The sequence below is a fragment of the Amycolatopsis sp. NPDC005232 genome (genome assembly GCF_040607795.1).
Lineage (GTDB): Bacteria > Actinomycetota > Actinomycetes > Mycobacteriales > Pseudonocardiaceae > Amycolatopsis.
The window spans coordinates 45,869-70,117 of the sequence record NZ_JBEXHL010000018.1 but is presented as its reverse complement, the minus strand read 5'-3'; the positions used below and the strand labels follow the sequence as shown (position 1 = coordinate 70,117).

The following is a 24,249-nucleotide window of genomic DNA, read 5'->3' as shown; positions in this document are numbered from 1 at the left end:
GATCCCCGAGAAGGCGACCAGGACGTCGACGTGCGCGACGCTCGTGCCCAGCCGCCCGCGGTGAATCCGGCCCCGCGGATCCACGCCGAGCCGCGCGGGGATCCGGCAGGTGCCCGGTCCCGAGCCGGCCGGAGGTGCCCGAAACCGGGGTTACCATCCGATTCATGCTGCGCCGATGTTCCTCGGTCGCCGGGCCGTGGCGTGCCCCACGAAGCCCGGCGTCACATCGTGCGGGGAACTGGCGCGCAGCGAGCTCGACGGGTGAGTTTCCACCGCGTGGCCCTTCCTGGTCACCACCGACCACAATGGACACCCGGGGACCGGTGAGGTCGGGGATCGCCTGCCGAGAGCTGTCTTCGAGCCGGGGAGGCGCCGATGACTGAGACCTATCCGCCGCGCCGCAGCCCCGCGCGGATCGCCGTGATCGTCATCGCGGTGGTCGTGCTCGTGATCGGCGTGTGCCTGGCCATCGGGGGCGGCGTCCTGCTGCTCGTGTTCGGCTCCGGCGGGTCGCTGAAGTCGGGGGAGCACGACGTCACGACCCCGACCGCGGCCATCGTGACCGACACGGCGCAGATCACCGACACCGGCCGGCTCACCCGCGCGCTCGGGTCGCCCTCGGTGAGCGTCCACGCGACGGGCGGCAACTCGTCCGGCCTGTTCATCGGCATCGGGCCTGCCGCGGACGTCGACCGGTACCTGACCGGGGTGGCGATCGAGCAGGCGCGCAACTTCAACCTCGACCCGTTCGCGCTCGACGCCGTCCGCCGCGACGGCACGGCACTGGCGATCCCGCCGGCCACCCAGCCGTTCTGGGTCGCGTCCGGGGCGACGGACGTGACCTGGCGGCTCACCGACGGCGACTACCGCGCGGTCGTGATGAACGCCGACGGCACACCCGGCGTGGACTCCCGCCTCAGCGTCAACCTGAACCTGCCGGGCCTCTTCGGCTACGCGCTCGGCTTCCTCATCGGCGGGCTGGTCCTGGTCGTGGCCGCCATCGTCGCGCTCGCGATGGGCCGGCCCCGCAGCCGGGCCCCGGAGCCGACCACGCCGACCCCGCCGCAGTACTGAGACCGCGGACCGGGCCGGCAACCATGGCAGAACACACCGCGACCGCCGAGCACGCGAAAACCCCCGAGTTCCTCACGCGCGCACGGTCGATCGCGCTGGTGCTGTGGCGGCGCGCCCCGTTCACCACAGCCGTCGTCGTGGCCATGGTCGCGCTCGGCCTGGCGACGGGCACGCTGTGGAGCGCCGTCGAGACGCGCGAGTGGTTCCCGCAGGTGTCCTACGGCCTGCCCTCGCTCCTCGACGGCCGCTGGTGGACGTTCCTCACCGGCGCGTTCTTCGCTCTGACCCCGCTCTTCTACCTGCCGGTGGCCGGCGGGTTCGCCCTGCTCGTCGGCCCGTCCGAAGCACGGCTGGGCACGCGCCGGACCGCCGCGATCGCCGTGGGCGCGCAGCTGGCCGCCACCCTCGGCGCTTCGCTGATCCTGCTCGCGCTGCGCGGCACCGGCTGGGAATGGGCGACGCAGCTCGCCGGCCGCACCGACGTCGGGTTCTCCGCGGGCGCGCTCGCCGTGGTCGCCGTGGTCAGCGCGACCATCCGCTCACCGTGGCGGCTGCGGTTGCGCGCACTGCTGTGCGTGTACGTCGGGGTGTCCATCCTCTACATCGGCACGCTCGCCGACCTGGAACACCTGCTCGCCGTCGGCCTCACGCTGCCGCTTGCGCGCCGGCTCGCCGGCCCGAAACGCCTGCGCTCCACGGGCCGCCCGACGCGGCGGGAGTGGCGGCTGCTGGCGGTCACCGGCCTCGTCATCGCGGGCGCGGTCCAGATCGTGGTGCGCATCGCCCCCGGCGTCAGCCCGCTCGGCTCCACGGCGGACCAGGCCGACTCGGTGCCGGAGCTGGCGATCGTGCTCGTGGTGATCGCGTTGATGATCAACGGCCTGCGGCGCGGCAAACGCGCCGCCTGGCGATGGGCGGTGGGGCTCGCCTCGCTGATCGTGGCGCTCGGCGTCGTGATCGCCGTGGTCGTGCTCGTCGCGGAGATCTTCGGCCTGGCCTACACGATCGAAAACGCGTCGTTCCTCATCGCCGACGCCGTGCTCTGGGGCGCCATGCTGACGCTGCTCATCGCCGCGCGCGGGGCGTTCCGCGTTCCCTCCCGACGGAAGCGGCGCCGCGCGCTCGGCTCCCGCGACGTCGACGGCGCCACCGAGCTGCTGCAACGCCACGGCGGCGGCACGCTGTCCTGGATGACCCTCTGGCCGGAGAACTCCCACTTCTTCGGCCCCGACGGCGAGGGCTATCTCGCCTACCGCCGCCACGCCGGGGTGGCCATCGCCCTGGGCGACCCGATCGGCCCCGACACCGCCGGCACGATCAGGGCGTTCGCCGAGCTGTGCGACAACTCCGGGCTGGTGCCGTGCCTGTTTTCCGTCACCGACGAGACCACCGCCGTCACGGACTCGCTCGGCTGGGCGCGCGTGCAGGTTGCCGAGGACACCATCGTCGACCTCGAGGACCTGGAGTTCCGCGGGAAGGCGTGGCAGACCGTGCGCTCGGCGCTCAACCGCGCGGTGAAGGAGGGCGTCGCCTTCCGCCTGGTGACGCTGGCCGACGAACCGTGGTCGCTTGTCGCGCAGGTGCGCGCGATCTCCGAGGAGTGGGTGGGGGACAAGGGGATGCCCGAGATGGGCTTCACCCTCGGCGGCGTGGACGAGGCCCTGGACCCGCGTGTCCGTGTCGGCCTGGCCGTGAACGCGGACGGCGTGGTCCAGGGCGTGACGTCGTGGCTGCCCGTGTACGGCGGCGACGGGCAGGCCGAGGGCTGGACGCTCGACGTGATGCGCCGCCGCGGCAACGGGTTCCGGCCCGTGGTGGAGTTCCTCATCGCCTCGTCGTGCCAGGCGTTCCGCGCCGAGGGCGCGCGCTTCGTCTCGCTGTCGGGCGCGCCGCTGGCCCGCGCCCCGGAGGCCCCGCCCGCCGCGCCGCTCGAACGACTCCTCGACTCGTTCGGCGGAGCGATGGAGCCCTACTACGGGTTCCGTTCGCTGCACGCGTTCAAGACGAAGTTCAAGCCCCGTTACGTGCCGATGTACCTCGCCTACCGCGAGGAGGCCGACCTGCCGCGGATCGGCGTCGCGCTCGCGCGCGCCTACCTGCCGGACGCCTCGCTGGGCTCGCTGGTGCGGATGGGGAAGAACTGACGGGACGGGCGGGCACCCTGGCGACTCTTGGCCGTTTCCCCTTCCACCTGCGCGGACTATGCTCGCCGGGTTGATCAACGGGGGAGAGGACGGGATGGCTGAGCAGGTCCTGGTGCGCGGCGAGCAGGTGCGCCGCGTCGCGGTGGCGAGCGCGATCGGCACGACGATCGAGTGGTACGACTACTTCATCTACAGCACCGCCACCGCGCTGGTGTTCAACAAGCTCTTCTTCCCGTCGCTCTCACCGGCGTCGGGCACGCTGGCGGCGTTCGCGACGCTCGGCGTGGGCTTCGTCGCGCGGCCGCTGGGCGGGATCGTGTGGGGGCACTTCGGCGACCGGGTCGGGCGGAAGGCGATGCTGGTCGCGTCGCTCGTCCTGATGGGGCTCGCGACGGCCGCGGTCGGGGTACTGCCCACGTTCGCGCAGGCCGGCGTGCTCGCGCCCGTGCTACTGGTGGTGCTGCGCGTGCTGCAAGGCATCTCGGCCGGCGGCGAGTGGGGCGGCGCGGCGCTGATGGCCGTCGAGCACGCACCGGCGGGCCGGCGCGGGCGGTACGGCTCGTTCTCCCAGATCGGCGTGCCCGCCGGGCTGATCATCGCGCAGCTGGTGTTCTTCGCGGTGACGAGCTCGCTGTCACCGGAGGAGTTCCGGTCGTGGGGCTGGCGCGTGCCGTTCCTGGTCAGTCTCGTGCTGGTCGTCGTGGGTCTGGTGATCCGCTTGCGCGTGGCCGAAAGTCCGGTGTTCGCGCGGTTGCGGGATACCGGCGAACGCAGCCGCGTGCCGATCGTCGACGTGCTGCGCCGCCGCCCGCGTGAGGTGACCGTGGCGGCGCTCAGCTTCATCGCCAACACCGCGCTGGGCTACGTCTTCTTCGCGTACCTGTTGTCCTACGGCACTTCCGTGCTGAAGCTGAGCAGCACCACGATGCTGGTGGAGATCATCGTCGGCAGTGTCGTGTGGCTCGTGAGCATCATCGCGGGCGCGATCTGGTCGGACCGCGTCGGGCGAAAACGGGTGTACCTCGTGGGTTCGGTGCTGCTCGTCGTGTGGTCGATCCCGTTCTTCCTGCTCGTCGACACGCGCCAGCCGTGGCTGCTCGGGGTCGCGGTGGTCGTGCTGAACCTCGGTCTGGGCGCGACGTACGGGCCGCAGTCGGCGCTGTTCGCGGAACTGTTCGAGCCGCGCTACCGCTACAGCGGCGCCTCGTTCGCGTACGCCGTGGGCGCGGTCCTCGGTGGTGGTTTCGCGCCCCTGATCGCGACGGCGCTGCAGACGTCGACCGGCACGTCACTGTCGGTGTCGCTGTACATGGTGGCGGTCGCGCTGATCAGTCTCGGTGCGGTGATCGCGTTTCCGCGCTCGCCGGTCACCGCAGGCTGAGCCCGACGGCGGCGGCCAAGGTGGTGTTCCTCAGGCGGCGGAGTTCAGGTCGTCCAGCGCCTGCGCCCCGGCCGGCGTGAGCTCGGCCGGCACCCAGTGCCCGGGAGCGACTTCCCGCACCGGCCGGACGAGCCCGGCGTGCGTGAGCGCGTGCGCGGTGGGCTGGTCGGAGCAGAGCAGGCCGTCGATCCGCAGGTCGGGTTCCCTGCCGGCGCCGAGCTCGGCGCGACCCGCCGCGACGGCGCGCAACAGAGCGAGCGCCCGGCCGTTGAGCGGTGTCGTCGTCATCGCGATTCCTTTCCGCGTCCCTCACCTCGAACACGGATCCGCGGCCCCGCCGGTTCACTCCGCTTAGGAGATCGCCAGGTCGGCTCGCAGCGGTGAGCCGCGCATGGCCCGCCAGACCGCGGCCGGCGTCAGCGGCATGTCGGCGTGGCGCACCCCGAACGGGGCGAGCGCGTCGACCACCGCGTTGACCACGGCCGCGGGCGAGCCGACGGTCGCGGACTCGCCGATGCCCTTCGCCCCGATGGGGTGGTGCGGCGAGGGCGTGACGGTCTCGCCGAGCTCCCAAGAAGGGCACTCCAAAGCCGTGGGCAGCAGGTAGTCCATGAAGGAGCCGCCGAGGTGGTTGCCGTCGGTGTCGAAGGCCATGAGCTCCATCAGTGCCATGCCGATGCCGTCGGCGAGGCCACGGTGCACCTGGCCTGCGACGATCATCGGGTTGATCCGCACGCCGCAGTCGTCCACAGCGATGAAGCGGCGCACGCGCACCTGGCCGGTGTCCGCGTCGACGTCGACCACGCACAGGTACGCGCCGAAGGGATACGTGAGGTTCGGCGGGCTGTACACGGTGCTCGCGTCGAGCTGTCCCTCCACGCCGTCGGGTAACGCCAGGTCGGAGTGGGCGGCCAGCGCGATCTCGCGGATGGTGTGCCCACGGCCGGGGACACCGCGCACGAACCAGCGCCCGCGTTCCCACTCGAGGTCGTCCGGGCTCACCTCGAGCATCGCCGACGCGACCTGCCGCGCGCGTTCGCGCACCTTTCGCGCCACCGTGACGGCGGCCGCGCCCGACACCGGCGTCGAACGCGAGCCGTAGGTGCCGAGGCCGAACGGCGTGTTGTCGGTGTCGCCCTGCACGACCTCGACCTCGTCGGGAGGGATGCCGAGCTCGGCCGACACGAGCTGCGCGAACGTCGTCTCGTGGCCCTGGCCCTGCGACATGCAGGACAGGCGCAGCACGGCCGAGCCGGTCGGGTGCACGCGCAGCTCGGCGCCGTCGGCCATGCCGAAGCCGAGGATGTCCATGTGCTCGCGCGGGCCGGCGCCCACGGCCTCGGTGAAGAAGCTCAGCCCGAGGCCCATCAGCTCGCCGCGGGCGCGTTTCTCGGCCTGTTCCCGGCGCAGCTCGTCGTAGCCCGCGATCTCCTTCAGCAGCGTCAAGGCGCGCGGATAGTCACCCGAGTCGTACTGCCAGCCCGTGGCGCACGTGTACGGGAACTGCTCGGGCCGCAGCAGGTTGCGCATGCGCAGCTCCGCCGGGTCGAGCCCCAGCTCGCGAGCGAGGACGTCCATCATCCGCTCGACCACGTACACGGCCTCGGTGATCCGGAACGAGCACGCGTACGCGACGCCGCCGGGTGCCTTGTTCGTGTACACGCCGGTGACCGAGCAGAACGCGGCCGGCAGATCGTAGGAACCGGTGAACACGTGGAAGAACCCGGCGGGGAACTTCGCGGGCTGCGCGGTGCCGTTGAACGCGCCGTGGTCGGCGAGCACGCGCACGCGCAGCCCGAGCAGCCGGCCGTCGCGCGTCGCCGCGATCTCGCCGCACATGTGGTAGTCGCGGGCGAACGACGTGCTCATCAGGTTCTCCGACCGGTCCTCGGTCCACTTCACCGGCCGCCCGGTGACCATCGAACCGACCACCGCGCACAGGTACCCCGGGTACATCCCGACCTTGTTGCCGAAACCGCCGCCGATGTCGGGCGCGACGATCCGGATCCGGTGCTCGGGCAGGCCCGTGATCCGCGAGTACAGGATCCGGTGCGCGTGCGGCGCCTGCGCCGTGGCCCACACCGTGAGCTTGCCGGTGATCGCGTCGATGTCGGCCACGGCGCCGCACGTCTCCATCGGCGCCGGGTGCACGCGCGGGTAGAGCATGTCCTGCCGGGCCACCACGTCCGCTTTCGCGAACGCGGCCTCGGTCGCTTCCTCGTCGCCGGAGGACCAGTCGAACACGTGGTTGTCGGCCTTGCCGAGGTCGTCGCGGATCACGGCGGCGCCGGCGGCGAGCGCGGCCGGCGCGTCGACGACCACCGGCAGCGGCTCGTACTCGACGTCGATCAGCTCGAGCGCGTCTCTTGCCGCGTACCGATCTTCGGCGACGACGAACGCGATCTCCTGGCCCTGGAACCGGACCTTGTCGGTGGCCAGCACGGCCTGCACGTCGTGCGAGAGCGTCGGCATCCACGCCATCCCGCGTTCGGCCAGGTCGTTCCCGGTGAGCACGGCGCGGACCTTGGGGTGTGCCTCGGCCGCGCTGGTGTCCACCGACACCAGGCGCGCGTGGGCGTGCGGGCTGCGCAGGATCGCACCGTGCAGCATCCCGGGCAGCACGAGGTCGTCGAGGAACGTGCCGCGCCCGCGCACGAAGCGCGCGTCTTCCTTACGGGGCAGCGAACCGTAGGTCATGGAATGTCCCCGTCCGGGTGCTCGGCCGCCCACCGGATCGAGCGGACGATGTTCTCGTATCCGGTGCAGCGGCACAGCTGCCCGGAGATCGCTTCGCGGATCACGTCTTCGCTCGGATCCGGGTCGCGGTCGAGCAGCCAGCGCGCGGTCATCAGCATCCCCGGCGTGCAGAAGCCGCACTGAATCCCGTGGCACGCCACGAAACCCTGCTGCACGGGGTCGAGCTGTGCGCCGTGGCCGAGGTCCTCGACGGTGCGCACCCGCTTGCCGTCGGCCATCGCCGCCAGCACTGTGCACGACTTCACCGGGAGGTCGTCGAGCCACACCACGCAGGTGCCGCAGTTGGAGGTGTCGCAGCCCCAGTGCGTGCCGGTGAGCCCGAGGTCGTCGCGCAGGAGGTGCACGAGCAGCAGGCGCGGCTCGACCGTGCGGCGGTGGGGTTCGCCGTTGACCGTCACTGTGATCTCCACGCCCGTCAGCCTCCGGCCCGTTCCGCCGCCCGGTGCAACGCCCGTGTGGTGAGCGTGGCGACGAGGTGGCGTTTGTAGTCGGCCGGGCCGCGCTGGTCGGCGGTGGGGGAGCAGTGCTCGGCCGCGATGACCCCGGCCTTCTCGAAGCGTTCCGCCGAAGCGGCGCCACCGCGCAGGAAATCCTCGGCCTCGGCCGCGACGAACCGCGGGGCGCCGACCGCGGTGAGCCCGATGCCGGCCTCGCCCACGTCGTGGCCTTCGAGCACGAGCTCGGCCCCGGCGGCCGCCACCGCCCAGTCACCCGCCCGGCGGCCGACCTTCGCGTACGCGCTGCCGCTGCCCTCGCGGATCGGCAGTCGCAGCTCCACGAGCAGCTCGGCCGGGCCGACGACCGTGCTGTAGGGCCCGGTGAAAAACTCGCGCACGGGCACGGTTCGCGTGCCTTCCTCCCCGCGGATCACGGCGTTGGCCCGCACGGCGGCGAAGGCGGCCGACAGGTCTTCCGACGGGTCGGCCTGGCACAGCGAACCCCCGATGGTGCCGCGGTTGCGCACGATCGGGTCGGCGATCACGCGCTCGGCGTCGGCCAGGACCGGGAACAGCGCGCCGGCCTCGGCCGAGGCCAGCAGCTCCGCGTGCCGCACCAGCGCGCCGATGCGCAGCTCGTCGTCGGCGACCTCGATCCCGGACAGCTCGGTGAGCTCGTTGACGTCCACGAGCGCTTCGGGCCGGGCCAGGCGCAGCTTCATCATCGGGATCAGGCTGTGCCCGCCCGCGATCACGCGGCATTCCGGACCGTACTTGGCCAGCAGCGCCAGCGCGTGCTCGACGCTCGTTGCCCGCTCGTACTCGAACTGCGCCGGCACCTGCATGACGGTCGATCGTCCCCGCCGCGCGTCCCCGCCGCAACAGCGGATTAACCGATGACCTACTGCGCCGTTGGTTACCAATCCGACCACAGCCACGGCTCCGAGCTTTCGTAGCAACGGTTACCTCATGCCCGGGGGTCTGCCTACTTTTGGTCGGATTGGTAACAGGTAAAGGCACCGGTTTCGCCCAGCTCGGCGCGGGGTTAAGCAAAGGGTTAATCGCGGATTGTCGCGTCCGTGGTCCGGGTGGAGCATCACAGCAGCTGACCAACGGCGGAAGCAGGTGCGCGTCATGCGGATCGAGTCCGACGGGCACAGCCGCGGCAACCCCCGGCTGTTCGAGCTCGTCGAGGACGCACCGAAGCAGGGCCCGGGCCCGACCGTGTGGGCGTGGCCCGACCTCGTGGACTTCCTGAAGGTGGCGGGCCGCCCGGTCGCCGGGCCGTGGCCACCGCACCAACGGCCGCGGCCGGACCCCGAAGAGGACACGCTGCCCACGGCCGTGGCCGAACCTCCCGAGAACGCCTGAGGAGGCCCGCGTGTACCCGTCCCGGTTCCGCTACGAAGCACCGCGTTCCCTGCCCGAGGCGCTCGACCTGCTGCGCACGGGCGGCGACGAGGCCAAGGTCCTCGCCGGTGGGCAGAGCCTGGTACCGCTGATGAAGCTGCGCTTTGCCGCACCCGCGCTCGTCGTCGACATCAACAACGTCCCCGGCCTCGCCCACCACGAGCTCGACGCCGAGGGCAACCTCCACGTCGGCGCGCTGTGCCGGCACGCGGATCTCGAACGCTCGCAGCTGCTCAAGTCCGTGCAGCCCACGATGGCCGCCGCGGCGCCGCTGATCGCCGATCCCATCGTGCGCAACCGTGGCACGCTGGTCGGTTCGCTGTGCCACGCCGATCCCCAGGGCGACTGGGCTTCGGTGGTGCTGGCGCTGGACGGGTCGATCGTCGCTCAAGGGCCCGCCGGCCGGCGCCGCATCGCCGCGCGCGACTTCGTGCTCGGCCCGTTCCAGAACGCGCTGGCGCCCGACGAGATCGCCGTGGAGGCCGTCATTCCCGCACCCCGCGGCACCCCCGCGGGCGGTTATCTCAAGCTGGAACGCCGGGTCGGCGACTTCGCGACGGTCGGCGTCGCCGTGGCGGTGGAGACGCAGGCCGGCACGGTCACCCGCGCCGGCATCGCCCTCACCGGCGTCGGCGGTTCGACGATCGAAGCCACCGACGCCGAGCACGCGCTCGTGGGCGGTCCGCTGACGCCGGACAGCGTGGCGGCGGCCGCGGACCTGGCCGCCGCGGCGGCCCGTCCGAAGACCGACCACCGCGGCACAGCCGAGTTCAAGCGGCACCTGGTGCGCACGTTCGTGGTGCGCGCGCTGGACCGCACCGGGGAGGAAGCGGCATGACGAGCGTCCACGAGATCCACGAGGAAACCACCGGCGACGTCCCGATCCGCCGGATCACGGTCACGGTCAACGGCGAGCGCCGCGTGGTCGAATGCGAACCGCGGCTGCTGCTCGCGCACCTGCTGCGCCAGGGGCTGCGCCTCACGGGCACGCACATGGGCTGCGACACCACCAACTGCGGCGCGTGCACCGTGCTCGTCGACGGCCGCGCGGTGAAGTCGTGCACGATGCTCGCGGTGCAGGCCGACGGGCACGAGGTCACCACGGTCGAGGGGCTCGCCACGGCGAGCGAGCTGCACCCGCTGCAGGAGGGCTTCCGCGAGGAACACGGCCTGCAGTGCGGCTTCTGCACGCCCGGGATGATGCTCTCGGCCAAGGCCCTGCTCGACGAGAACCCGGATCCGTCCGAAGAGGACGTCCGCTGGGCGCTGTCGGGGAACCTGTGCCGCTGCACGGGTTACCAGAACATCGTGAAGTCGGTGCTGTGGGCCGCCGCCAAGCTGCGGTCCGAATAGGAGGCTCGACGTGTCGCAGGCGTTGGACGAGAACAAGATCGGCGGGCTCGGCGTCAGCCGCAAGCGGGTGGAGGACAACCGGTTCATCCGCGGGCGCGGGAACTACACCGACGACATCGTGCTGCCCGGCATGCTGCACATGGAGATCCTGCGCAGCCCGCTCGCGCACGCGCGGATCAAGTCGATCGACACCAGCCGCGCATGGGAGATCCCGGGAGTGCGGCTCGTGCTCACCGGCGAGATGGCCGCGACCCGCAACCTCGCGTGGATGCCCACGCTCTCCTACGACACCCAGGCCGTGCTCGCCACGGACAAGGTGCGGTTCCAGGGTCAGGAAGTCGCGTGTGTCGTCGCCGACGACCCCTACATCGCCAAGGACGCGTGCGAGGCCATCGACGTCGAGTACGAACCGCTGCCCGTGATCGTGAACCCCAGCCAGGCCGTGGCCGAGGGCGCGCCGCTGATCCGCGACGACAAGGCGGGTCAGGCCGACAACGTCGTCTACCGCTGGGAAGTCGGCGACCAGGCCGGCACGGACGCGGCGTTCGAGAAGGCCGACGTGGTCTCGAAACTGCGGCTGCACTACCCGCGTTCGCACCCCTCTCCGATCGAGTGCTGCGGCTCCGTGGCCGACTTCGACCGCGCGACGCAGAAGCTCACCGTGTACATGACCACGCAGGCGCCGCACATCATCCGGGCCGCCGTCGCGATGGTCGCCGAGCTGCCCGAGCACCTGATCCGCATCATCTCGCCGGACATCGGCGGCGGCTTCGGCAACAAGGTGCCCGTGTACCCCGGCTACGTGTGCTCGATCCTGTGCTCGATCCTGCTGGAACGGCCGGTGAAGTGGATCGAGGACAAGACCGGCAACCTGATCTCCACCGGGTTCGCCCGTGACATGTACCTCGACGGCGAGATGGCGTTGCGCGCCGACGGCAAGATCCTCGGCGTCCGCATGCACGCCGAGGCCGACCACGGCGCGTTCTTCGCCGACGCTCAGCCGAGCAAGTTCAAGATCGGGCTGCTGCACTCGACGTTCGCCTGCTACGACGTGCCCGCCGCGCACCTCACCGCGCGCGGCACCTACACCAACAAGGCGCCCGGCGGCGTCGCGTACCGCTGCTCGTTCCGCGTCACCGAGGCGATGTTCTTCCAGGAGCGCATGGTCCACCAAGCCGCGAAAGACCTGGGGCTGGACCCGGCCGAGTTCCGCCGGCGCAACTTCGTGCGCGCCGACGCATTCCCGCACCGCACGCCGTTCGGGTTCCTCGTGGACTCCGGCCAGCCCGAGGCGTGCCTCGACGTGGGGCTGAAAGCCGTGGGCTACGAGGACTTCCTGCGGCAGAAGGAAGAGGCGCGCAAACGCGGGAGGCGCCTGGGCATCGGGATCTCCACGATGACCGAACCGCTCGGCGCCGGCAACAGCCGCGAGTACGACATCCTCGGCATCAAGATGTTCGACTCGGCCGAGCTGCGCGTGCACATGACCGGCAAGGCGCTGCTGAGGGTCGGGGCGAAGAGCCAGGGGCAGGGCCACGAGACCACGTGGGCCCAGATCGTGAGCCACGAGCTGGGCATCCCGGCCGACGACGTCACGGTGGAGGAGGGCGACACCGACACCGCGCCGTTCGGCATGGGTACCTACGCCTCGCGCAGCACTCCGGTCGCGGGGGCGGCGATCTCCATGGTGTCGCGCAAGATCCGGGCCAAGGCGCGCAAGCTCGCGGCCCACCTGCTCGAAGTGTCCGAAGAGGACCTCGAGTGGGAGCTCGGCCGGTTCTCCGTGCGCGGGGTGCCCGAGCACGGCGTGACCATCCAGGAGTGCGCGATGGCGGCGTACGGCAACATGCCCGACGGCATGGAGCCCGGGCTGGAGAACCACGCCTACTACGACCCGCCGAACCTGACCTGGCCCTTCGCGGTCTACATCGTCACCGTCGAGGTCGACCCCGAGACCGGCGTGTGGGACGTGCTCAACACCGTGGCCGTGGACGACTGCGGCGTGCGCATCAACCCGATGATCGTGGAGGGCCAGATCATGGGCGGGCTCACCGAGGCCTACGCGATGGCGAACATGCAGTTCATCACCTTCGACGCCGAGGGCAACTGCGTCGGCTCGAACTACATGGACTACCTGCTGCCCACCGCATGGGAGACGCCGGGGTTCGAACTGCACAGCGAGGTCGTCACGCCGTCACCGCACCACCCGATCGGCGCCAAGGGCGTGGGGGAGTGCGCCGCGGTCGGCGGGCCGGCGGCCTTCGTGAACGCGGTGATGGACGCGCTCGACGACACCGGCGTGCGCAACATCGACATGCCGCTGCTGCCCGACCGTGTGTGGGAAGCCCTGACGCAGCGCCACGACGTGTCCGGCGCGCCGCCCGTGCGGACAGACGACTGAGGTGCCTGACATGTCCACTATGGACTCATATGACGGTTGGGACGTCCTCGCCGACGCCGGCGAGCTGGCCCGCCGCGGTGAGGCGTTCGCGCTCGCGACCGTGGTGTGGCGCCAGGGCCCGTCGTCGGGCAAGCAGGGCTGCCGCGCGATCATCACGGCCCAGGGCGAGCTGCGCGGGTGGATCGGCGGCGCGTGCGCCGAGCCGGCCGTGATCCGCGAGGCCCGGCAGGCGCTCGTCGAGGGCGCGCCCCGGCTGCTGCTGCTCGGTTCGCCGGGGCAGTTCGGCGCGGCGGTGCCCGAGGGCATGACGGTGGTGCCGATCTCGTGCCAGAGCGAGGGCGCGCTGGAGGTCTACATCGAGCCGGTGCAGCCCGTGCCGCACCTGGTGGTGGTCGGGCGCTCGCCGATGGCGCACACGCTGGTGGAGCTGGCGGGTTCGCTCGGCTGGCACGCGCAGCTCGTCGAGCACACGGAGCTGGACGCGGTGACCGAGCGGTCCTTTGTGGTCGTGGCGACACAGGGGCACCACGATGAGGAGTCGATGGAGCGAGCCCTCGCCGCACGGCCGGCGTACGTCGGGCTCGTCGGCTCGCGCCGCCGCGGAGCGAGCGTGCTCGGTTACCTTGCCGACCGCGGTCTGCCGGCCGACCAGCTGGACCGCGTGCAGGTGCCGGCCGGGCTGGACCTCGGCAGTGTGTCGCACCGGGAGATCGCCGTGGCGATCCTGGCCGAGCTCGTGCGGATCCGGGCGGCGCGCGGGGTGCCGCCCGGATCGCCGGGGCCGGTCGAGGCCGAGGCCGTCGACCCGGTGTGCGGCATGACCGTGGAGGTAGACGACCCGGTGGTGTTCAAGGGCCACGAGTACAGCTTCTGCTGCGCCGGCTGCCGCGCCGCCTTCCTGAGCGACCCGGGCGCGTACGCAAAAAAGGAGAGCCGATGCTGATCCGCAACCAGTTCCAGGTCGCGCAGCCCGTGGACAAGGTCTGGCGGTTCTTCGACGACGTACCGGCCGTGGCGACGTGCCTGCCCGGCGCCGAGCTGACCGAGGACCTCGGCGACGAGCGCTACCGCGGCCGCGTGGGCGTCCGCCTGGGACCGGTGTCGCTGAAGTTCGACGGCGTCGCGGCCATCACCTCGCGCGACGAGGACGCCCGCCGGCTCGTGGTCGACGCGAGCGGCGCCGAAGCCCGCGGCCGGGGCCAGGCGGCCATGGTCGTGACGGCGACGCTGGCCCGCGCGGACGTGGGCACCCGCGTCGACTTCGAGCAGGACCTGCAGGTGTCCGGCGCCGCCGCGCAGTACGGGCGGGGCATGATCGCCGACGTCTCGTCGGTGCTGATGCGCCAGTTCGCCCTCAACGTGCAGGAGGCCATCGCGCGCGCCGAACGCGGGGAGACGGCCGCGGCGCGCCACGCGGCGGCCCCGGCCCGCGGGTTCACGATCGGCCTGCAGGCGACGCTCATGGCGCTCAGGCGCGTGTTCCGCCGGTTCTTCGCGCCCTACCCGAGCACCCCGGCCTGAGGAGGCAACCGTGGTCCTGTGGTGGATCGGCAACGCCGTGCTGCTGTTCGTGGTGCTGCCCGTGGTGATCGCCCTGCTCAACCGCGTGCTGGCCGCCGTCGAGCGGATCCGCGCCGCGGCCGACGACATCCTCGTGGGCGGCGTGCGCCTCGCGGGGCAGCTCGAACCCGTCCCGGAGGCGCTCGCGCGCACCGACCGCACCATCGGCGAAGTGGCCGTCGGCGCGACCCGGTACGCCGGCAGCGTCGCGAAACTGCTGGGCTGAAAGGAGTTCCGCCATGCCTGCCGCCGCCTGGGCCACCCTGGCCATCAGCGCACTGATCATCCTGTTCGCCGCCGTCGGCCTGCTCCGCGTGATCCTGCACCTGCGCCACGTCCGCCGCACGCTCGGCAGCGTGCTGGGCGGCGTGCGCGTGATCGCGGAGGAGACCGCGCCCGTGCCCGCCGCGCTGGGCTCGGTCAACGCGAACCTCAAGCCGGTGCGCGACTTCTGCGAGTCGGTGTGAGAGGGGGAGTGTCGTGACCACGGGCTGGATCATCGGGTTTTCGATCGGGGTCGTCATCGTGCTCGTCGTGGTGGCGCTCGTGGTGCCGATCCTGGCACTCGCGCGCTCCATCGGCCGGGCCGCGCCGCTCATCGACGACGAGCTCAAGGCGGCCGAACGCAACACCGCGCCGCTGGCCGAGCTGCGCACCACCATTGACCACGCCGAGGTCATCGTCGCCGGCCTGCGGCGCGGCCGTGAGCGGCTGGGAGGCTGATCCGGGTGTCCACACAGGACGAGACGTTGTGGTGGATCGCCATCGCCGCCGGGTTCGTGGTGATCCTCGTGGTGGTGGCCCTGCTGAGCCTGCTCATCCGCTACGTGAAGGTGATCGACCGCCGGGTCGCGGGCATCCGCGACACGCTGCACGGCGCCGCCGACAACACGCAGCACACCGACCTGATCCCCGTCACGGCCACGCGCGTCGACGCCGTGCTCGCCGAGGGCCTGCAGCACCACCTGTTCCTCGGCCGTGTGCTCGGAAAGGTGAAATCGTGACCACGACCCTGATCGTGCTGACCGTCGTCGACATCGCCTTGCTCATCGCGGGCCTCGCGGTGTACTTGTTCTGGGTCGGCGGCCTGCTCGCCCGCATCGCCACGAACCTGGAGGACTGCGCGGACACCGTGCGGCGCATCAACACCCACGCCGAGGCGATCGTGCCGGGCGTCTCGCACATCAACCGCACGGGCGCGGTGGTGGCCGGAGCGTTGCCGCTGCTGTACGGGATGGCGGAGGAGATCGTGGCGGGCGCGACCTACACGCCGCCGACGGAGGAACGCCCGCCCGCGCGCCCGGCTTCGGGCACTCGGCGTTCGCGGTTGCACGACGCGGTGGGGTTCGCGTCGCACTGACCCTGTTCGGCGCCGGCGCGGCGGGCCAAGGCCGAGATCGGGGTGTGTTCAAGGTGCCGCGCGAGGCGTTCTTCGCGGCGGCGTGGCGACCGCGATTCGCGAGGCGCGGAAACCTCGCGGGACGTTCATGAGCATCGAGGGGGTGGAGCGAGCTTCGCGGCCGGTCACGCGGCCGGCTGACTCCCGCCCCTCCGCGGTCCGTTGCGGGGCCGACGTCATCCCCGCAGGGTGATGCCCGCCGGGTGCGGGACCCGACAGGGTCGGGGGCATCGCCGCAACCGGCGAACCCTCGGAGCGGCTGGGGCCGGTGCACGGGCAAGCGGGCAGGGGTGATCGTGGGCGAGACGTTGACCGGTCTGGCGAACGCGGCCGCCGCCGTGAATCCCGTGCCCTGGGCGCGTTCGCAGATGGCGTTCACGCTCGGGTTCCACATCATCCTGGTGCCGCTCGGGGTGTCGTGGGCGTTCATGACGCTGATCGCGAACTACCGGGCGGTGCGCCGCCACGACCGGGCCGCGCTGGTGCTCGCGCAGCGCTGGTCGAAGTACATGGCCGTGACCTTCGCGGTGGGCGCGGTGACCGGGACCGTGCTGAGTTTCGAGTTCGGTCTGCTCTGGCCGCGCTTCATGGGGACCTGGGGCGAGGCCTTCGGCATCCCGTTCGCCTTCGAGGGGGTTTTCTTCTTCACCGAGGCGATTTTCGTCGCCATCTACATCTTCGGCTGGCGCCGGCTGAAACCGTGGACGCACTTCTGGACCGGCGTGCCGATCGTCCTCGCCGGGGTGTTCGGGTCGATCTCCGTGGTCGCCGCGAACGCCTGGATGAACGCCCCGTCCGGGTTCACCGCGAACGCGCAGGGCGAGATCGTCGACGTCGACCCGCTCGGGGTGATTTTCAACGACGCGATGCCGCTGCAGGCCGCGCACATGGTCGTCGCCGCTTACCTGGTCGGCGGATTCCTGGTCGCGTCGGTGTACGCGGCCGGGATGCTGCGCGGCCGGACCGATCGCTACCACAAACTCGGGTTCACCATCGCGTTCAGCGTCGCCGCGGTGGCGACACCCATCCAGATCGGCGTGGGCGACAGCCTGGCGCGCTGGGTCTACGGAAACCAGCCGGTCAAGTTCGCCGCGATCGAACTGGTCCCGACGACCGGCTCGGACGTCCCCGAGACGCTGCTCGGCCACCTCAACGCGGACGGCACGGTCACCGGCGGCATCCCGATCCCGGGTCTGGCGTCGTGGTTGTCGGACCCGAGCACCGGCCGGTCGACCGTCGTCCAGGGGCTCGACACCGTGCCGGCCGACGCCCGGCCGACGGTTCTCGAGGCCAACATCGTCCACCTCGCGTGGGACGTGATGGTCGGTCTCGGTTCGTTGCTGCTCCTGCTGTCGCTCTGGTACGCCGCGATCTGGTTGTTCCGGCGGCGCATGCCGGCGGGCAAGTGGTTCCTTCGCGCCGCGGCGTGCTCGGGAGTGCTCGCCGTCGTCACGATGGAGGCCGGCTGGGTGGTCACCGAGGTCGGGCGCCAGCCGTGGATCGTCTACAACCTGATGAAGGTCGAGACCGCGGCGACGGGCAACACCGGCGTCTGGATCACCTTCATCGCCGTGGCCGTGCTGTACGTCGCGCTCGGAGTCACGACGATCGTGGTGCTCCGCTCGATGAGCAGGCGCTTCCGCCGGGCCGGCGGGTTCGTCGACCTCGACACCCCGTACGGGCCGGCGAAGGAACCCGAGCCGGCAAAGGAACAAGAGCCGGCGAAAACCGTGGAGCCCGAGCCGTGAGCACCGCGGTCGCGGCCGTGCTGCTGGTCGCCATCGCGACCTACGCCGTGTTCGGCGGAGCCGACTTCGGCGCCGGATTCTGGGACCTGACCGCCGGTGGGCCCGAGCGAGGTGCCGCACCGCGGCACCTGGTGGAGCGGTCGATCGGCCCGGTGTGGGAGGCCAACCACGTCTGGTTGATCTTCATCTTCGTCGTCACGTGGTCGGCCTTCCCGGTGGTGTTCCAGTCCATCACCCTCACGATGTTCGTCCCGCTGGCGATCGCGGCCTTCGGGATCGTGTTGCGCGGCGCGAGTTTCGCGTTCCGCAAGACGGTGGTCACCGTGCGCGTCCGGCGGGTCTTCGGTGGCTTGTTCGCCCTCTCGTCGGTGCTCGTGCCCTTCTGCTTCGGCGCGATCGCGGGCGGTATCGCGTCCGGTCGCGTGCCGGCCGGGGGCAAGGCCGGCGACCCGGTGGGCAGCTGGCTCAACCCGACTTCGCTCGTGACGGGTGGGCTGGCGGTCGTGTTGGCGGCGTACCTGGCGGCGGTGTACCTCGTCAGGGAGGCACGAAAAGCCGGCGACCGTATTCTGACGGACTACTTCCGCCGCCGCGCCGTGGTGAGCGCAGTGGTTGCCGCCATGGTCGCCGCGATCGGCTTCGTCGTCTTGAGCACCTCGGCTCCGCACGTCTTCGGCCGGTTGATCACGTGGGCGCTGCCTCCCGTCGTGCTCAGCGTGTTGAGCGGGTTCGGCGCCCTGGTGTTGCTGGTCCGCGGCGCGGCCCGCGGCGCGAGGGTGCTCGCCGTCGTCGCGGTCGCCTGCATCATTTTCAGCTGGGGCGTCGCGCAGTGGCCGTACCTGCTGCCGGAGAGCGTCACCGTCTCCGCCGCGGCCGCACCGACCGGAACCCTGATCACGTTGCTGGTCGCCGTGGGACTGGCGGTGCTGATCGTGCTGCCCGGTTTCGTGCTGCTCTACGTGCTCGACCAGCGCCGGCTGCTCCCCGAGGAAGGTGCCGAGGACGCCGCCGACCGGATCGTCGACACCGAGGCCGGCTGAGCCGTACCGCAATCACCTGCGAGGGGTGATTGCGGCGCCGCCCGGTCCGTCGATGGTCGAGGCAGGCCCGCGACTTCGGGCGTCACGAATGTGAAGGAGCACCCGTGAACACCACGACCTCGCCCTTCCCGCGGATCGCCGACTACGCGTTCCTGTCCGACTGCCACACCGGTGCCCTGGTGGCGCCGGACGGGTCCGTCGACTGGCTGTGCCTGCCCGCGTTCGACGCCCCGAGCAGCTTCGGCAACCTGCTCGACCGCGGAGCCGGCTCCTTCCGGTTCGGTCCCTACGGGATCAACGTGCCGACCTCGCGCGCCTACGTGCCGGGTACCAACGTCATGACCACCACCTGGCACACACCGCACGGCTGGCTGCTGGTCCACGACGCCCTGACGATGGGCCCCCGGCGCGGCCCCGACACGGTCACGCCCCACACGAGGCCACCCGCCGACAACGACGCCGACCACCTGCTCGTGCGCACCGTCGAGTGCCTCGAAGGTGAGCTGGAGGTCGAGCTGGTCTGCGAGCCGGCGTTCGACTACGGGCGGGAGCCTGCTGTCTGGACCATTGTCGGCGACGATCACCGCGCCGACGCGACCGGGGCCGGCCAGACCTTCCGGCTGAGCACGGACATGCTCATCGGCATCGAGGGTGGCACCGCGCGGGCTCGGCACGTGCTCACCAAGGGCGACAAGGCGTTCTGCGCGGTGTCGTGGGCCGAGGGACTGGCCTCGCCGGCCGACGTCGCGGAGGCGCAGGCCCGGATCGACGCGACGGTCCAGTTCTGGCGCAGCTGGCTCTCCCGGGCCCGCATCCCGGACCACCCGCTGCGCCTTCCCCTCGAGCGCTCGGCGCTCACCATCAAAGGCCTGACCTACATGCCGACCGGCGCGACGGTCGCGGCACTGACCACGTCGCTGCCCGAAACGCCGGGCGGCGAGCGCAACTGGGACTACCGCTACACCTGGATCCGCGACACCACGTTCACGCTCCAGGCGCTGCACTACCTGAACCTGGACTGGGAAGCCGGCGACTTCATGCAGTTCGTCGGCGACCTCGAGCCGAACTCCGACGGCGGCCTGCAGATCATGTACGGCATCGACGGACGCCGGGACCTGGCCGAGTCCACTCGCGACGATCTCGGCGGCTACGAAGGCGCCCGGCCGGTCCGCGTCGGCAACGGCGCCTTCGACCAGCGCCAGAACGACGTCTTCGGCGCGGTGCTCGACTCGCTGCTGCTGCACACCGCCAGGAGCAAGCACCTGCCGCGCCGGCTGTGGCCGCTCGTCCAGTCGCAGGCCGCGGCCGCGACCGCGGCGTGGCGCGAGCCGGACCAGGGCATCTGGGAGGCGCGCGGCAAGCCGCAGCACTACGTGTCGTCGAAGCTGATGGGCTGGGTGGCGCTCGACCGCGCCGCCAAGCTGGCGAACATCCGCGACGACGACGAGCTCGCGAGCCAGTGGCAAGCGACGGCGGACGAGATCCGCGCGGACATCCTCGAGAACGGCGTGAGCGAACGGGGCGTGCTCCGGCAGCACTACGACACCGACGCGCTGGACGCCTCGACTCTCCTGGCGGCCCTGTTCGGCTTCCTGCCGGGCACCGACGACCGCATGCGCAAGACGGTCGACGCGATCGCCGACGAGCTGACCGAGAACGGCTACGTCCTGCGCTACAAGACCGACGAGACCGACGACGGGCTGTCCGGAAAGGAAGGCACGTTCCTGATCTGCTCGTTCTGGCTGGTCTCCGCGCTCGCGATGGTCGGCGAGATGGACCGGGCGAGCAGCCTGCTGGAGCGCCTGCTGCGGATCTCGTCGCCGTTGGGTCTGTACGCGGAGGAATTCGAGGTCGAGCGGGCCCGGCACCTGGGCAACTTCCCCCAGGCGTTCTCCCACCTCGCCCTGATCCAGGCGGCGAGCCGGATCATCCTGTCCGACTTCATGACGGAGCTGTCACTGTGACCGAGCAGCGAACCGAGAGCCGGAATGTCGTGGTACTGGGTGGCGGGCTGGCGGGCGTCGCGTGTGCCCGGCGGCTCGGCGACGAGGGCATCGGGGTGACCCTCGTCGACCGCAACGACTACCACCAGTTCCAGCCACTCCTCTACCAGGTCGCCACTTCGCAGCTGCCCGCCGAAGACATCGCGCGCCCGCACCGGGTGATCTTCCGCGACCACCCGACGGTCGAGATCCGCACCGCGCGCGTTACGGAGCTCGACATCGCGGGCCTCGGCTTGACCTTGTCCGGCGGCGAGAAGATCAGCGGATCGCACCTGGTGATCGCGGCCGGCGCGCAGCCCGAGTACTTCGGTGTCCCGGGCGCCGCCGAGCACGCGTTCCCGCTCTACTCGGTGGCGGACGCCGTGCGGCTGCGGCTTCACGTGCAGGACCTGGTGCGGGAGGTCTCGGAAAAGCGGCTCGGCGAGGACGCCCTCGACATCGTCGTCGTGGGCGGCGGCCCGACCGGCGTCGAGATCACCGGCGCGCTCACCGAGCTGATGACCGCCCTCGCGACCATGCAGCGGATCCCGGCCTCCGGACGGATTTTCCTGATCGACCGGGGCAGCAGGCTGCTCGGCGCCTTCTCCCACCGGTCGCACCAGTACGCGCACAAACGGCTCACCGAGCACGGCGCCGAGCCCCGGCTCGACACGGGAGTCGCGGCGGTGCACGCCGACCGGGTGGAGCTCGACGACGGCACCGTCATCCGCACCCGCACCGTCATCTGGGGCGGGGGCGAGTCGGCGGCGCCCGTGGTGCAGGCCGCCGCCGGGCTCAAAACCGGTCGTGGCGGGCGGGTCGACGTGCTGCCCGACCTGACGGTCGACGGACACCCGGACGTGTACGCGATCGGAGACGCCGCCAACATCCCGGCGCCGCACCACGGGACGCTGCCGCAACTGGGCTCCGTGGCCCAGCAGTCCGGCGAGTGGGCCGCCGGCAACATCCTGCGCCGGCGAGCCGGGCAGCCGGTGAAACCCTTCCACTACAAGGACAAGGGCATCATGGCCATGATCGGCCGCAACGCCGCCGTCGCCGAGGTGGGCAAGCACCGGCACCAGGTCGACGGGCCCCTCGCGTTCGCCGCCTGGCTCGGTGTCCACGCGATGCTGCTGAGCGGGGTGCACAGCAAGGTCGACGCCTTCATGTCGTGGGCGTGGGACTACTTCGAGCGCGACCACGCCGCGATCGTCGAGTGGTCCACGAAACCCCACCGCATCGTCTGGGGAGACGACGACGCGGACGTTCCGCACATCTCACTCGGCCGAGGCGACTCCACGACGTCAGCCGGCCGTTCCTGAGGCGGACGGCCGACGCGGGAGCACTTCGCGTCGGCCGGTCCGGCCACCGGAGCGGCTCGGCCGAGCCTGGTCAGCGGGACGTCCAGGGCATGCGCCAGCCGCCGAACCCGGCCGTGATCCGGTCGGCCGCGGCCGGCCCCCAGGTTCCGGGTTCGTAGGCCTGCACCGGCGGCGGCGCGTCGAGCAGCGGCTGCATGACCCGCCAGGTCTCCTCGACGCCGTCCTGGCGGGAGAACCGGGTGCTGTTCCCGATCATCGCCGCGTGCAGCAGAACCTCGTACGGCGTCGGGCCCTCGCCGCCCTCGTCCGCGAACTCCATGTCGAGCTCGATCGGCGCGATGCGGGCCACGTCGGCGCGGAACGCGTCGATCTGGATCCGGACCCCGGTCGACGGGTCGAGCCTCAGGACGAGCTGGTTCGGCTGCGCCTCGTGTCCGACCAGCCCGAACCCCAGCTTGGGTGGGCGCTTGAACACCAGCCGCAGCTCGGTCTGCGTCACCGGCAGCCGCTTGCCGGCCCGGATGAAAAACGGCACGCCGGCCCAGCGCCAGTTCTCGATGTCGAGCCGCAGCGCCACGAACGTCTCGGTGGCCGAGTCGCGCGGAACGCCGTCGATGTCGAGGTAGCCGCGGTATTGCCCGCGCACGTAGTGGGCCGGGTTCGCCTCCATCACCGCACGGAACAGACCGACCTGCGACTCCTTGAGGGTCACCGGGTCGCCGCGCGACGGCGGCTCCATCGCCGCGGCCGCCACCACCTGCATCAGGTGGTTGACGACGACATCGCGCAACGCGCCGACCGGGTCGTAGAAATGACCGCGGTCCTCGACGCCGAAGCTCTCCGCCATCGTGATCTCCACGCACTCGAGGTAGTTGCGGCTCCACAGCGGCTCGAGGACGGCGTTGGCAAAACGCAGGTGGAGGATCTCCTGCAGCCCCATCTTCCCCAGGTAGTGGTCGACCCGGAACAGCTGCGCCTCGTCGACGTACTGGTGCAGCTCATCGGCCAGCGCACGCGCGGACTGCTGGTCATGGCCGAACGGCTTCTCGATGACGAGCCGGGCACCGGTGGTGAGCCCGGCTTCGGACAGTCCCTTGACCACTCGGGCGAACAGGAACGGCGGGATCTCCAGGTAGAACACCGGTGTCGCGGCGCCTTTGACCGCGGCTGCGACCCGCTCGTAGGTGGCCGGGTCGGTGAAGTCGCCGCTGACGTAGGACAGCTTGGCGGCGAACCGCTCGAAGACCGCCTTGTCGAGGTCTCCGGTCGCTTCGATCGACGACCGGGCCCGTTCGATGAGCTGATCGAGTGTCCAGTCGTCGGCGGCCACCCCCACGACGGGGCAGTCGAGCAGGCCGCGCGCCTCGAGGCGGTAGAGCGACCGGAAGGTCATCACCTTCGCCAGGTCGCCGGTGATCCCGAAAATCACGAGGACGTCCGCCCGCGGCGGCTCGATGGCTGTCGATGTCATCCCTGCCTCCAGCTCTGTCACGACGCATCGCGAGCTCCGGTCGTGTCCGGGAGCATCGTCGCCGCCGACCGAGCGACACGGCCTCATCCGTGGGGGATGAGAGGGGCGCCTCAGCGCTCGTGGCCGATCCACTCCTCGGCCCAGCTGTGGTCGAACTGCGTTTCGTTGCAGCGCGGCCGGTAGACGGCGGTGAGCTCGCGGACGATCTGCTCGCGGTGCGCGGGCAGCCCACCGGGGACCTCGTAGGTGCAGATGTGCACCTTCCACCGCGAGCCCGCGCGGGCGATCCAGCACTGCGCGCGCGGGTGCCGCCACGGGAGGCTCGCCTGGGACAGGTCGTCCGCGTGGCCGACGTACACCACGGCGTAGCGATCGGGCCGGGCCTCGGGCTCGGGGCGGTAGAGCACGGCGTACACCGCGGCGACGGCGGGCGGCGTCCACCCGCCGAGCAGGCGGGGGCCCTCGAACGGGTACCCCGAAGCCGAGCCGAGGCGGATCACTCGTGTTCGCCGACGGCCTCGACGCGCCCGATCGGCAACGACGGCAGCCCGGCCTCCTTCGCCGCGCGGCGGAACTCCGCCGTGGCGAGCGTGATCGCCTTCTCCCGGTTGGGTGCCTCGACGAGCAGGCGCGCGCCGTAGCTCGTGGTGCCGATCCCGCTGGCGATCCCGCCCGAGGCCGCCACCGCGTCGGCCAGGCTCACGATCTCCTCGCGAGTGAACACGCGCTCGCCGTCCGCTTCGATCCCCACGCTCCACCGCATCGCCGGT

At 71.4% G+C, this 24,249-nt stretch carries 25 protein-coding genes; 18 read left to right on the top strand and 7 right to left on the bottom strand.

Annotated features, from left to right (window positions below):
• The first annotated feature begins 375 nt into the window (after positions 1-375).
• The 3 genes from ABZU76_RS30660 (at position 376) to ABZU76_RS30650 (ending at position 4,599) form a co-directional block, all read left to right on the top strand.
• Entirely contained in the window at positions 376-1,074 is a 699-nt protein-coding gene (locus ABZU76_RS30660; protein ID WP_354875519.1) for a hypothetical protein, read from the top strand.
• A gap of 23 nt (positions 1,075-1,097) precedes the next feature.
• On the top strand, positions 1,098-3,218 hold the full coding sequence (locus tag ABZU76_RS30655) for a DUF2156 domain-containing protein (RefSeq protein WP_354875517.1): 2,121 nt from the start codon (positions 1,098-1,100) through the stop codon (positions 3,216-3,218).
• A gap of 94 nt (positions 3,219-3,312) precedes the next feature.
• Positions 3,313-4,599, top strand: a complete 1,287-nt coding sequence (locus tag ABZU76_RS30650) for an MFS transporter (protein WP_354875515.1) — start codon at positions 3,313-3,315, stop codon at positions 4,597-4,599.
• 30 nt (positions 4,600-4,629) lie between these two features.
• Here the strand turns inward: ABZU76_RS30650 and ABZU76_RS30645 are convergent, their stop codons facing one another.
• The 4 genes from ABZU76_RS30645 to ABZU76_RS30630 form a co-directional block, all read right to left on the bottom strand.
• Positions 4,630-4,887 carry a hypothetical protein gene (locus tag ABZU76_RS30645; protein ID WP_354875513.1) on the bottom strand — a complete coding sequence of 86 codons (258 nt, stop codon included), beginning with the start codon at positions 4,885-4,887 and terminating at the stop codon, positions 4,630-4,632.
• 63 nt (positions 4,888-4,950) lie between these two features.
• On the bottom strand, positions 4,951-7,296 hold the full coding sequence (locus tag ABZU76_RS30640) for an aerobic carbon-monoxide dehydrogenase large subunit (protein WP_354875511.1): 2,346 nt from the start codon (positions 7,294-7,296) through the stop codon (positions 4,951-4,953).
• Positions 7,293-7,766 (bottom strand): (2Fe-2S)-binding protein, encoded by a 474-nt coding sequence (locus tag ABZU76_RS30635; protein ID WP_354875509.1) that lies wholly within the window; start codon positions 7,764-7,766, stop codon positions 7,293-7,295. The genes ABZU76_RS30640 and ABZU76_RS30635 overlap by 4 nt, the downstream gene beginning before the upstream one ends.
• Before the next feature lie 5 nt (positions 7,767-7,771).
• Complete coding sequence (locus tag ABZU76_RS30630) at positions 7,772-8,638, bottom strand: xanthine dehydrogenase family protein subunit M (RefSeq protein WP_354875507.1); 867 nt, start codon at positions 8,636-8,638, stop codon at positions 7,772-7,774.
• A 289-nt stretch (positions 8,639-8,927) separates the two neighbouring features.
• Between ABZU76_RS30630 and ABZU76_RS30625 the strand changes: the two genes are divergently transcribed.
• The 15 genes from ABZU76_RS30625 (at position 8,928) to ABZU76_RS30555 (ending at position 22,008) form a co-directional block, all read left to right on the top strand.
• Complete coding sequence (locus tag ABZU76_RS30625; RefSeq protein ID WP_220241278.1) at positions 8,928-9,164, top strand: hypothetical protein; 237 nt, start codon at positions 8,928-8,930, stop codon at positions 9,162-9,164.
• A gap of 10 nt (positions 9,165-9,174) precedes the next feature.
• Positions 9,175-10,041, top strand: a complete 867-nt coding sequence (locus ABZU76_RS30620) for a xanthine dehydrogenase family protein subunit M (protein WP_354875505.1) — start codon at positions 9,175-9,177, stop codon at positions 10,039-10,041.
• Positions 10,038-10,556 carry a (2Fe-2S)-binding protein gene (locus tag ABZU76_RS30615; protein ID WP_220241276.1) on the top strand — a complete coding sequence of 173 codons (519 nt, stop codon included), beginning with the start codon at positions 10,038-10,040 and terminating at the stop codon, positions 10,554-10,556. Before ABZU76_RS30620 ends, ABZU76_RS30615 begins: the two co-directional genes overlap by 4 nt.
• 10 nt (positions 10,557-10,566) lie before the next feature.
• On the top strand, positions 10,567-12,957 hold the full coding sequence (locus tag ABZU76_RS30610; RefSeq protein ID WP_354875503.1) for an aerobic carbon-monoxide dehydrogenase large subunit: 2,391 nt from the start codon (positions 10,567-10,569) through the stop codon (positions 12,955-12,957).
• A 10-nt stretch (positions 12,958-12,967) separates the two neighbouring features.
• Complete coding sequence (locus ABZU76_RS30605; RefSeq protein ID WP_354875501.1) at positions 12,968-13,900, top strand: XdhC family protein; 933 nt, start codon at positions 12,968-12,970, stop codon at positions 13,898-13,900.
• Entirely contained in the window at positions 13,894-14,478 is a 585-nt protein-coding gene (locus ABZU76_RS30600; protein WP_354875499.1) for an SRPBCC family protein, read from the top strand. The genes ABZU76_RS30605 and ABZU76_RS30600 overlap by 7 nt, the downstream gene beginning before the upstream one ends.
• A 10-nt stretch (positions 14,479-14,488) precedes the next feature.
• On the top strand, positions 14,489-14,743 hold the full coding sequence (locus tag ABZU76_RS30595) for a hypothetical protein (protein ID WP_220241272.1): 255 nt from the start codon (positions 14,489-14,491) through the stop codon (positions 14,741-14,743).
• Positions 14,744-14,756: 13 nt separating this feature from the next.
• Positions 14,757-14,984: a hypothetical protein gene (locus tag ABZU76_RS30590; RefSeq protein WP_220241271.1), complete on the top strand. Its 228-nt coding sequence runs from the start codon at positions 14,757-14,759 to the stop codon at positions 14,982-14,984.
• A gap of 13 nt (positions 14,985-14,997) precedes the next feature.
• Positions 14,998-15,240, top strand: coding sequence for a hypothetical protein (locus ABZU76_RS30585; protein WP_255638069.1), 243 nt, complete (start codon positions 14,998-15,000; stop codon positions 15,238-15,240).
• Between the two features lie 5 nt (positions 15,241-15,245).
• Positions 15,246-15,521, top strand: coding sequence for a hypothetical protein (locus ABZU76_RS30580; RefSeq protein ID WP_220241270.1), 276 nt, complete (start codon positions 15,246-15,248; stop codon positions 15,519-15,521).
• Entirely contained in the window at positions 15,518-15,877 is a 360-nt protein-coding gene (locus ABZU76_RS30575) for a hypothetical protein (protein ID WP_354875496.1), read from the top strand. Before ABZU76_RS30580 ends, ABZU76_RS30575 begins: the two co-directional genes overlap by 4 nt.
• Positions 15,878-16,212: 335 nt before the next feature.
• Complete coding sequence (locus ABZU76_RS30570; protein WP_354875494.1) at positions 16,213-17,664, top strand: cytochrome ubiquinol oxidase subunit I; 1,452 nt, start codon at positions 16,213-16,215, stop codon at positions 17,662-17,664.
• Positions 17,661-18,704, top strand: a complete 1,044-nt coding sequence (locus tag ABZU76_RS30565; RefSeq protein ID WP_354875492.1) for a cytochrome d ubiquinol oxidase subunit II — start codon at positions 17,661-17,663, stop codon at positions 18,702-18,704. The genes ABZU76_RS30570 and ABZU76_RS30565 overlap by 4 nt, the downstream gene beginning before the upstream one ends.
• Before the next feature lie 104 nt (positions 18,705-18,808).
• Complete coding sequence (locus tag ABZU76_RS30560; protein ID WP_354875490.1) at positions 18,809-20,668, top strand: glycoside hydrolase family 15 protein; 1,860 nt, start codon at positions 18,809-18,811, stop codon at positions 20,666-20,668.
• Positions 20,665-22,008, top strand: a complete 1,344-nt coding sequence (locus ABZU76_RS30555; RefSeq protein ID WP_354875488.1) for an NAD(P)/FAD-dependent oxidoreductase — start codon at positions 20,665-20,667, stop codon at positions 22,006-22,008. Before ABZU76_RS30560 ends, ABZU76_RS30555 begins: the two co-directional genes overlap by 4 nt.
• 70 nt (positions 22,009-22,078) lie before the next feature.
• Here the strand turns inward: ABZU76_RS30555 and zwf are convergent, their stop codons facing one another.
• From zwf to ABZU76_RS30540, 3 genes are all read right to left on the bottom strand, one after another.
• Complete coding sequence (gene zwf, locus ABZU76_RS30550) at positions 22,079-23,479, bottom strand: glucose-6-phosphate dehydrogenase (RefSeq protein WP_354875486.1); 1,401 nt, start codon at positions 23,477-23,479, stop codon at positions 22,079-22,081.
• A gap of 110 nt (positions 23,480-23,589) precedes the next feature.
• Positions 23,590-23,979, bottom strand: coding sequence for a hypothetical protein (locus ABZU76_RS30545; RefSeq protein ID WP_354875484.1), 390 nt, complete (start codon positions 23,977-23,979; stop codon positions 23,590-23,592).
• On the bottom strand, positions 23,976-24,242 hold the full coding sequence (locus ABZU76_RS30540) for a hypothetical protein (protein WP_354875482.1): 267 nt from the start codon (positions 24,240-24,242) through the stop codon (positions 23,976-23,978). Before ABZU76_RS30540 ends, ABZU76_RS30545 begins: the two co-directional genes overlap by 4 nt.
• Positions 24,243-24,249 lie beyond the last annotated feature (7 nt).

Bases quoted from the DNA above. Each gene is read 5' to 3' on its own strand.
- zwf (WP_354875486.1), bottom strand. From the start codon at position 23,479: ATGACATCGACAGCCATCGAGCCGCCGCGGGCGGACGTCCTCGTGATT.
- ABZU76_RS30625 (WP_220241278.1), top strand. From the start codon at position 8,928: ATGCGGATCGAGTCCGACGGGCACAGCCGCGGCAACCCCCGGCTGTTC.
- ABZU76_RS30660 (WP_354875519.1), top strand. From the start codon at position 376: ATGACTGAGACCTATCCGCCGCGCCGCAGCCCCGCGCGGATCGCCGTG.
- ABZU76_RS30655 (WP_354875517.1), top strand. From the start codon at position 1,098: ATGGCAGAACACACCGCGACCGCCGAGCACGCGAAAACCCCCGAGTTC.
- ABZU76_RS30600 (WP_354875499.1), top strand. From the start codon at position 13,894: ATGCTGATCCGCAACCAGTTCCAGGTCGCGCAGCCCGTGGACAAGGTC.
- ABZU76_RS30650 (WP_354875515.1), top strand. From the start codon at position 3,313: ATGGCTGAGCAGGTCCTGGTGCGCGGCGAGCAGGTGCGCCGCGTCGCG.
- ABZU76_RS30590 (WP_220241271.1), top strand. From the start codon at position 14,757: ATGCCTGCCGCCGCCTGGGCCACCCTGGCCATCAGCGCACTGATCATC.
- ABZU76_RS30540 (WP_354875482.1), bottom strand. From the start codon at position 24,242: ATGCGGTGGAGCGTGGGGATCGAAGCGGACGGCGAGCGCGTGTTCACT.
- ABZU76_RS30630 (WP_354875507.1), bottom strand. From the start codon at position 8,638: ATGCAGGTGCCGGCGCAGTTCGAGTACGAGCGGGCAACGAGCGTCGAG.
- ABZU76_RS30640 (WP_354875511.1), bottom strand. From the start codon at position 7,296: ATGACCTACGGTTCGCTGCCCCGTAAGGAAGACGCGCGCTTCGTGCGC.
- ABZU76_RS30615 (WP_220241276.1), top strand. From the start codon at position 10,038: ATGACGAGCGTCCACGAGATCCACGAGGAAACCACCGGCGACGTCCCG.
- ABZU76_RS30605 (WP_354875501.1), top strand. From the start codon at position 12,968: ATGTCCACTATGGACTCATATGACGGTTGGGACGTCCTCGCCGACGCC.
- ABZU76_RS30645 (WP_354875513.1), bottom strand. From the start codon at position 4,887: ATGACGACGACACCGCTCAACGGCCGGGCGCTCGCTCTGTTGCGCGCC.